The sequence below is a fragment of the Sphingomonas sp. SAFR-052 genome, assembly GCF_051965015.1.
In the GTDB taxonomy this organism is placed as follows: Bacteria; Pseudomonadota; Alphaproteobacteria; order Sphingomonadales; family Sphingomonadaceae; genus Sphingomonas.
The window spans coordinates 31,027-37,084 of record NZ_JBQCMO010000015.1 but is presented as its reverse complement, the minus strand read 5'-3'; the positions used below and the strand labels follow the sequence as shown (position 1 = coordinate 37,084).

At 63.2% G+C, this 6,058-nt stretch carries 8 protein-coding genes and 1 pseudogene; 4 read left to right on the top strand and 5 right to left on the bottom strand.

Going from position 1 to position 6,058, the window contains the following annotated elements; translation table 11 throughout:
- Both ACTHQV_RS18155 and ACTHQV_RS18150 read right to left on the bottom strand, forming a co-directional pair.
- Positions 1 to 296: pseudogene (locus tag ACTHQV_RS18155) on the bottom strand (hypothetical protein); the annotation flags it as partial.
- Between the two features lie 401 nt (positions 297 to 697).
- Positions 698 to 1,003 (bottom strand): hypothetical protein, encoded by a 306-nt coding sequence (locus tag ACTHQV_RS18150; protein WP_440492151.1) that lies wholly within the window; start codon positions 1,001 to 1,003, stop codon positions 698 to 700.
- A 183-nt stretch (positions 1,004 to 1,186) separates the two neighbouring features.
- Here ACTHQV_RS18150 and ACTHQV_RS18145 point away from each other — a divergent pair, with 183 nt between their 5' ends.
- The 3 genes from ACTHQV_RS18145 to ACTHQV_RS18135 all read left to right on the top strand — a co-directional run bounded on the left by ACTHQV_RS18145 (position 1,187) and on the right by ACTHQV_RS18135 (position 4,133).
- A complete protein-coding gene (locus ACTHQV_RS18145) occupies positions 1,187 to 1,462 on the top strand; it encodes a DUF3253 domain-containing protein (protein WP_440492150.1) in 276 nt (91 codons plus the stop codon).
- 133 nt (positions 1,463 to 1,595) lie between these two features.
- Positions 1,596 to 3,668: a TonB-dependent siderophore receptor gene (locus ACTHQV_RS18140; RefSeq protein WP_440492149.1), complete on the top strand. Its 2,073-nt coding sequence runs from the start codon at positions 1,596 to 1,598 to the stop codon at positions 3,666 to 3,668.
- A 60-nt stretch (positions 3,669 to 3,728) separates the two neighbouring features.
- Entirely contained in the window at positions 3,729 to 4,133 is a 405-nt protein-coding gene (locus ACTHQV_RS18135) for a Dabb family protein (RefSeq protein WP_440492148.1), read from the top strand.
- 42 nt (positions 4,134 to 4,175) lie between these two features.
- On the opposite strand, the gene ACTHQV_RS18130 is transcribed toward ACTHQV_RS18135, so the two are convergent.
- A complete protein-coding gene (locus ACTHQV_RS18130) occupies positions 4,176 to 4,565 on the bottom strand; it encodes a type II toxin-antitoxin system VapC family toxin (RefSeq protein WP_440492147.1) in 390 nt (129 codons plus the stop codon).
- Positions 4,562 to 4,804 (bottom strand): AbrB/MazE/SpoVT family DNA-binding domain-containing protein, encoded by a 243-nt coding sequence (locus ACTHQV_RS18125; RefSeq protein ID WP_440492146.1) that lies wholly within the window; start codon positions 4,802 to 4,804, stop codon positions 4,562 to 4,564. Before ACTHQV_RS18125 ends, ACTHQV_RS18130 begins: the two co-directional genes overlap by 4 nt.
- Positions 4,805 to 5,064: 260 nt before the next feature.
- Between ACTHQV_RS18125 and ACTHQV_RS18120 the strand changes: the two genes are divergently transcribed.
- Positions 5,065 to 5,724, top strand: coding sequence for a recombinase family protein (locus ACTHQV_RS18120; protein ID WP_440492145.1), 660 nt, complete (start codon positions 5,065 to 5,067; stop codon positions 5,722 to 5,724).
- 71 nt (positions 5,725 to 5,795) lie between these two features.
- Here ACTHQV_RS18120 and ACTHQV_RS18115 read toward each other — a convergent pair.
- Positions 5,796 to 6,058 (bottom strand): hypothetical protein (locus tag ACTHQV_RS18115; RefSeq protein WP_440492144.1); only part of this gene is annotated, 263 nt, incomplete at its 5' end.

The window sequence follows — 6,058 nt, the reverse complement described above, 5'->3', positions numbered from 1 at the left end:
CGTCCTCGGCCTGCTTCAGCACGAAGGCGATCTGCGCCTCCGAAAACTTCGACCTCTTCATCGCTCGCTCCGCTTCCTTGGCCCTCCACCATAACTGGAATCTTCCACCTCAAAGCGGTCCAGAAAACCGGCAGCAGGTCACAGCTCCAAGCGGTCCAGAAAACCGGCAGCAGGTCATGTCGCTTGTGCTTGGTCAGAACGACAGGTGCCTGCTGGCTTTGGTCGATGATCGTACCAGGATGGTCATGAAAGTCGGTCAGTGCCATGGATACGAAGCTCTCGGCGTTGGTAGCCATTATAATCTCCGTTGATGGTCTGGCTATTATAGCCAGAATGACCTGGTTAGCCGGACAATCGCGAGATGGCAGTGATTATGCGGCCAGTGCCATCAACCGGGTGGTATCAGCGAAGGCGCGCAACGTGTGCTCCATATGACGTGGCTCAACGACCACATCATTGCGCAGCTATACTGGTGCAGGGGCCGTCCAACCCATCAGGTCAGTAAGGCTCGGTTCTGCTGGGCGTGCGGGATGCGCAGGTGGCTGCCGATCACGGCTGTCACAACCGCATCCGTCGGTTGACGTCCTTCGCAGTACGGGAGCGTTCGATGGCTGGGGTCAGCGCTTCGCTGCCGCTGACCCAGTGGCCAGTCGCCGGAACATGGTCTGCCGCGTGATCGGGCGGCGGAGCTTGCGGATTACCGGCCGGCAAGTGCCCCGTCGAGATCTACGCCGGTCGCTTCCCATGCGCTGCGGGTCTTGCACAGCTTGCGCACGATACGCGATCCGGTCACTTCGGTACGGAAGCAATAGCGGGCGTTGGGCGATGCCTTGTAGGCGATCGCGGCGGGGCCGGCGGCCAGCGTCACGATCGACGGCAGGCTTGCGGCGACGGTTACCGGAACCGTTGCGGTGGCAGGTGCGGCGTTGGGTTCGGCGGCCAATGCCGAGGTGCTGGCAACCAGACCGAGGATGATCGACGTAGCGAAGCGGATGGCGGTCATGATGGTATCTCCTGTTCATCCCGGTGTTTTTCCGGATATGAAAAGGGATTTGCAGCAACCGTGCCAGATTAAAAAACCGTTTTATAACAACGATATATACACATCACACGCCTTATCTGCGGTTTTTGCCACTGTGGATCGGTAAAAATAGCCATCAATTAGCAATTCCTCAAAGGTCGACGAATGGCGGAACCGATATCCGATCCGGTCGCGACTGCGTGCGCCACGACGCTGACGTTGCTTGCTGCCCGCGCCGCCTGCGCGACGGTCTGCCCCAGCGAAGTCGCCCGCGCGATGGCCGCTGCCGATCCGGGTGCCCCGGCATGGCGGGACCTGATGCCGGTCGTCCATCGTGGCGTCGACCGGCTGCTGGCCGAGGATCGCGTGCGGTTGCGCTGGAAAGGACAGGCGCTGGCGACGCGGACCGGCCCGTACCGGATCGCGCGAGCGGTGAGGTAGACGGACCCGACCGGCATACCCCCGACCTGTGTCTGCCGGCAGGACGGGCACATCCTGACGTTGCACTGCAGCAGTAACCTTCTATGAGACGTTGCAACATGACAAACGCGAACGCGTGTAATTCGGAGCCGCAATGTTCTCATCCCTTCTTCCCGATCTGCGTCCATGGCTGTCGATCCATGCGCTGGCGATCGGCCTGCTTCCGCCGCCTGCGACGGCACAGGAGCGGTCAGAGGACGCGGATGCAGGCGAGATCGTAGTGCTGGGCACCCGCAATACCACCGATCGCACGCTGTCGTCCGATCGCGTCACCGAACGCATGTCGCAGTCGAGCCGGTCGATCGAGCGCGACATTCTCGACGCGGCGGGAACCGCTCGGCTGAGCGATGCGCTCGAACTGGTCAGCGGCTTCAGCCAGCAAAATAATCGCGGCGGCATGATCGACAATTTCGCGGTCCGCGGCTTTCTGGGGACGCCGGACGGCGGGGCCGAATATTATCTGAACGGCTTTCTTGCCAATCGCGGCATGGCGCCGCCCCGCGATCCCGCCACGACCGAACGGATCGAGGTTCTGAAGGGGCCGGCGGGCGCCTTGTTCGGCGATGTCGATCCCGGCGGACGGGTCAATATCGTGACGAAGGTGCCGCGCTTCGCACCGCATGCGAATGCCATGGTCAGCTATGGATCGTTCGACACCCGTCGCGTCGAGGTGGACGCGACCGGACCGTTGTCGCGCACGCTGGCGGCACGGATCGTAGTGGCCGGCGAAGACAGCGAGGGATGGCGCGACACCGTCACGCTTCGCCGCCGCATCGTTTCGCCGTCGCTGACCTGGCGACCGAATGATGCGCTCCGGTTCACTTATACCGGCGAGTTCAGCCAGTTCGACACGCCGTTCGACCGCGGCATACCGGCGGTGAATGGCGATGCGAACGCATTGCCGCGATCGAACTATTATGGCGAACCGGCGAACGGCATCACCCGATCCCGCAACGACCAGCACCAGATCACCGCCCTCGCGGAACTGGGAGGAAGCTGGACGCTCAACGGCGGCGTGGTCTGGCGCAAGGGCAGCTTGCGGGGGCTGTCGGCCGATCAGTCGCGGATCGTCGGCACGGCGCTCTGGCGGCAACGCCGCTCGCGCGATTTCAGCGTCGATGACCTGTCGGCACGCCTGGAACTGGCCGGACAGATCGGACGGCACCGGGTCAGCGCCGGATGGAAGGGCTATCGCTTCTTTTATGGCGAGCGATGGATGCGCATCAATCCGTCGGCGGCCGCACCCTATGCGATCGACCTGTACGATCCGGTCTATGGGTCGGTGGCCGCGGCGCTGCGACCGTTCACCAACAACGACGAAAGCCGTTGGGCAGGAACCTTCTACGTGCAGGACATGTGGGACGTCACCGACCGGTTGACCCTGGTCGGCGGGGCGAGGATCGATCCCTATCGGCAGAAGATCGTGAACAACAATACGGGCGGCACCGGGCGCAACATCGACGCGCCGGTGAACTTCCGCGTCGGCGGGCGCTATCGCCTGACCGACATGCTCGCGGTGCACGCCAATTGGGGGCAGAATTTTGCGCTGAACACCGGCACCGATCGCAACGGTGCCGGGTTCGGACCGGAAACCGGGCGTGGGTACGAAGTCGGGATCGCCGCCAATCTGCCGGGCGTCGATCTGGCGGCGACATGGTTCGACATCCGCAAGCGGGACATTCTCACCACCGATCCGGTCGATCCCAATTTCCTGGCACCGGTCGGCAGCATGGTTAGCCGCGGGATCGAACTCGACGCGTCGGCACGGCTTGGCGCGCGGTGGCAAGTGGTCGCGAACTATGCATGGGTGGATGCGAAGGCGGACGACACGACATTCGCGACACCGAAGGTCCTCAACGTGCCGGCGCATTCGGCGACCCTGCTGGTCGTGCACCGGATCGCGACGTCGCGGGGCGATTGGCAGCTGAGTGGCGGTGCCGCCTATGTCGGCGATCGGGCCGGATCGCTGACCGCGCAGCCGCTGGTGCTGCCCGAATATTGGAAGGTGAAAATGGGCCTGGAAGCGCCGTTGACGCAAGGGCTGCGCTTCCGCCTCGACGCCGACAATCTGTTCGACCGGCGTTACGCGGCAAGCTCGTACAGCGCCTTGTGGGTCTATCCCGGCGCACCGCGAAGCGTGCGCGCCTCGCTGCGGCTAGATATCTGAAACGAAAGGGGTTCGACGGACGGCCGCCCTGGCCTAGGGTATCGTCGATCGGCAGCAAGGATGGGAAGCAAGGTGGACAGGCGAGACATTCTCACAGGCATCGGACTTGCCGCTGCAACGGTGGCCGGCACCGACCCGGCCAGGGCTGAACCCGCTGGCCGGATCCGGCATCAGGTGTTCTTCTGGCTCGAGCGTGCCGGAAATGCCGCGGATCGGGCGAAGCTGGTAGCCGGGCTGAAAGCATTGGCGGCGATACCGCAGATACGCGAGCTGCATGTCGGTGTGCCGGCCGGAACCGAGCAGCGCGACGTGGTCGATGCCAGCTTCGACGTGTCCGAACTGATGCTGTTCGATACGGTCGCCGATCAGAAGGCCTATCAGGATCACCCGGCGCATCAGGCGTTCGTCGCCGCCTGCGCGCCATTGTGGCGCAAGGTCGTCGTCTATGACAGCGTGCCGGCCTGACCACCACGCCAAGCGGGTAGCCACGGCCGGCGGGGCATTCGATCAACGGATAATGACGACCTTCGCCGCGACGTCGACGGTAATGTCGCGCCACGCCTTGTCGGCCGTATAGGCGGGAACGCCGAGCCGTTTGGCGAGGGCGAGGCAGAAGCGATCGCCCAGCGACAACCCGGTTGACGCCGTCGCCGCGCGCAGGCTGCCGGCTTCCCACGCCAATGCGTCATCGGCGGGAACGATGGTATAGGGCAAGGCGCCCAGCATGGCGCGGACCTCTTCGAGCGGCGCGCCGAGATGGACGAAATGGCTGACGACCTCGGCCTGGTTGATCGCGCAGACCGATGCGTCCGCGATGACGCCAACGACCTTGCTGGCCCCGCGCTCGCCTTTCAGCAGCGCAAGGATCGCCGAGGCATCGAGGACGACATGGGTCATTCTCCACTATCCTCGCGCCGTGCGGCCAGAAAGGCATCGACCGACGCATCGGGTTGCTGCGCATAGCGTTTGGCAATGGCCTGCGCTTTAGCCACAGCCTGCCCTACAGTGCGCAAAACGACTCCGTCTGCAGTTTCCTCAACAAGGACCGCGCCGCCAGCCTCGAGACCAAGACGCTTGCGAATGCCGATTGGCAGACTCATACGACCATTAGGAGTTATGTTAACCTGTAATGTCATGTGGCACCACTTTCACAAGATGGTATTTATAGCGTTGGGTGCCACAAATTCGGTTTGAAGACTAGTGATAGTATGTGCGCCGCTATCTAGCCCTTCGAACACCGCAATGAACAACTGCCAAGACATTATAGCTAGTTGAACACGGTTCGGTTGGCTAGGCTACGCAGGATCGGCTATGGCGGTTCCGAGCCGGTCGGCGGACGCTCGGCGCATATGGGTATACCCAATTGAGCCGAGCAACGATAAGCGAGCAACAAAACATGATCCGGGCGGCGCGCGTATATCTGCGGGTCAGTACCGACGAACAGGATCTGGCCCGGCAAGAGGCGATCGTCGCCGGCGCTCGGGCAGCCGGCTTCTATGTTGCTGCGGTGTACCGTGAGAAAGCGTCTGGCGCGCGACCCGACCGCCCCGAACTGTTGCGCATGGTCGATGACCTGCAACCCGGCGAAGTCGTGATCGCCGAAAAGATCGACCGGATCAGCCGCCTGCCTTTGCCCGAAGCCGAACTGCTGGTCGCAACGATCCGGGGGAAGGGGGCGCGGTTGGCGGTGCCGGGGATCGTCGACCTCTCCGATCTGGTTGCCGACAGTTCGGGGGTATCGCGGATCGTGCTGGAGGCGGTCCAGGACATGCTGCTCCGCCTCGCGCTGCAAACCGCCCGCGACGACTACGAGACGCGCCGCGAGCGCCAGCGCGAGGGCATCGAGATCGCCAAACGGGCAGGGCGCTACACCGGGCGGAAGCCGGATCTGGCGCACCACCGCCGCATCGTGGCGCTGCGCGATGCCGGCATGAGTATCGCCCGTACCGCGGAACTGGCAGGTTGCAGCATTGCTCAGGTCAAACGCGTGACCGCGCTACACCGCAAAAAGATTGCGGTGCCAGACAAGCATGATGAGAGTATCGACACTGGGTAATAAGCTGTGCCGATATTTCCTGCACCGCTGCCATCTCCGGCGTGGAGATAGCAGCGTTGCAGGGCACCCGCCTAAAGCAGGGTATCTGAGAAGCCGGCCGAATGCGTGGTGGCCGACAGGTAGTTCCACGGATCGAGCCGCACGTCGTCCCAGGATGCAATTGCCGGTGCTTGGTCGTCTTCGGCATGGTTGTCGCCAAACGCGAATAGCGTTGAGCCGGTATCGATGCGGAGCGCGAACGGTGCGGCCGACTTGGTATACGTTCCGCTGGTATCGGTGATGGTTTCGATGGAACTGGTAGCGAAGATGGCGTTGCGCTGATCGATGGTGAAGG

What these genes read in the sequence shown, in the direction of transcription:
- ACTHQV_RS18140 (WP_440492149.1), top strand. Translation starts at nt 1,596, where the DNA reads ATGTTCTCATCCCTTCTTCCCGATCTGCGTCCATGGCTGTCGATCCAT.
- ACTHQV_RS18120 (WP_440492145.1), top strand. Translation starts at nt 5,065, where the DNA reads ATGATCCGGGCGGCGCGCGTATATCTGCGGGTCAGTACCGACGAACAG.
- ACTHQV_RS18150 (WP_440492151.1), bottom strand. Translation starts at nt 1,003, where the DNA reads ATGACCGCCATCCGCTTCGCTACGTCGATCATCCTCGGTCTGGTTGCC.
- ACTHQV_RS18135 (WP_440492148.1), top strand. Translation starts at nt 3,729, where the DNA reads ATGGGAAGCAAGGTGGACAGGCGAGACATTCTCACAGGCATCGGACTT.
- ACTHQV_RS18125 (WP_440492146.1), bottom strand. Translation starts at nt 4,804, where the DNA reads ATGACATTACAGGTTAACATAACTCCTAATGGTCGTATGAGTCTGCCA.
- ACTHQV_RS18130 (WP_440492147.1), bottom strand. Translation starts at nt 4,565, where the DNA reads ATGACCCATGTCGTCCTCGATGCCTCGGCGATCCTTGCGCTGCTGAAA.
- ACTHQV_RS18145 (WP_440492150.1), top strand. Translation starts at nt 1,187, where the DNA reads ATGGCGGAACCGATATCCGATCCGGTCGCGACTGCGTGCGCCACGACG.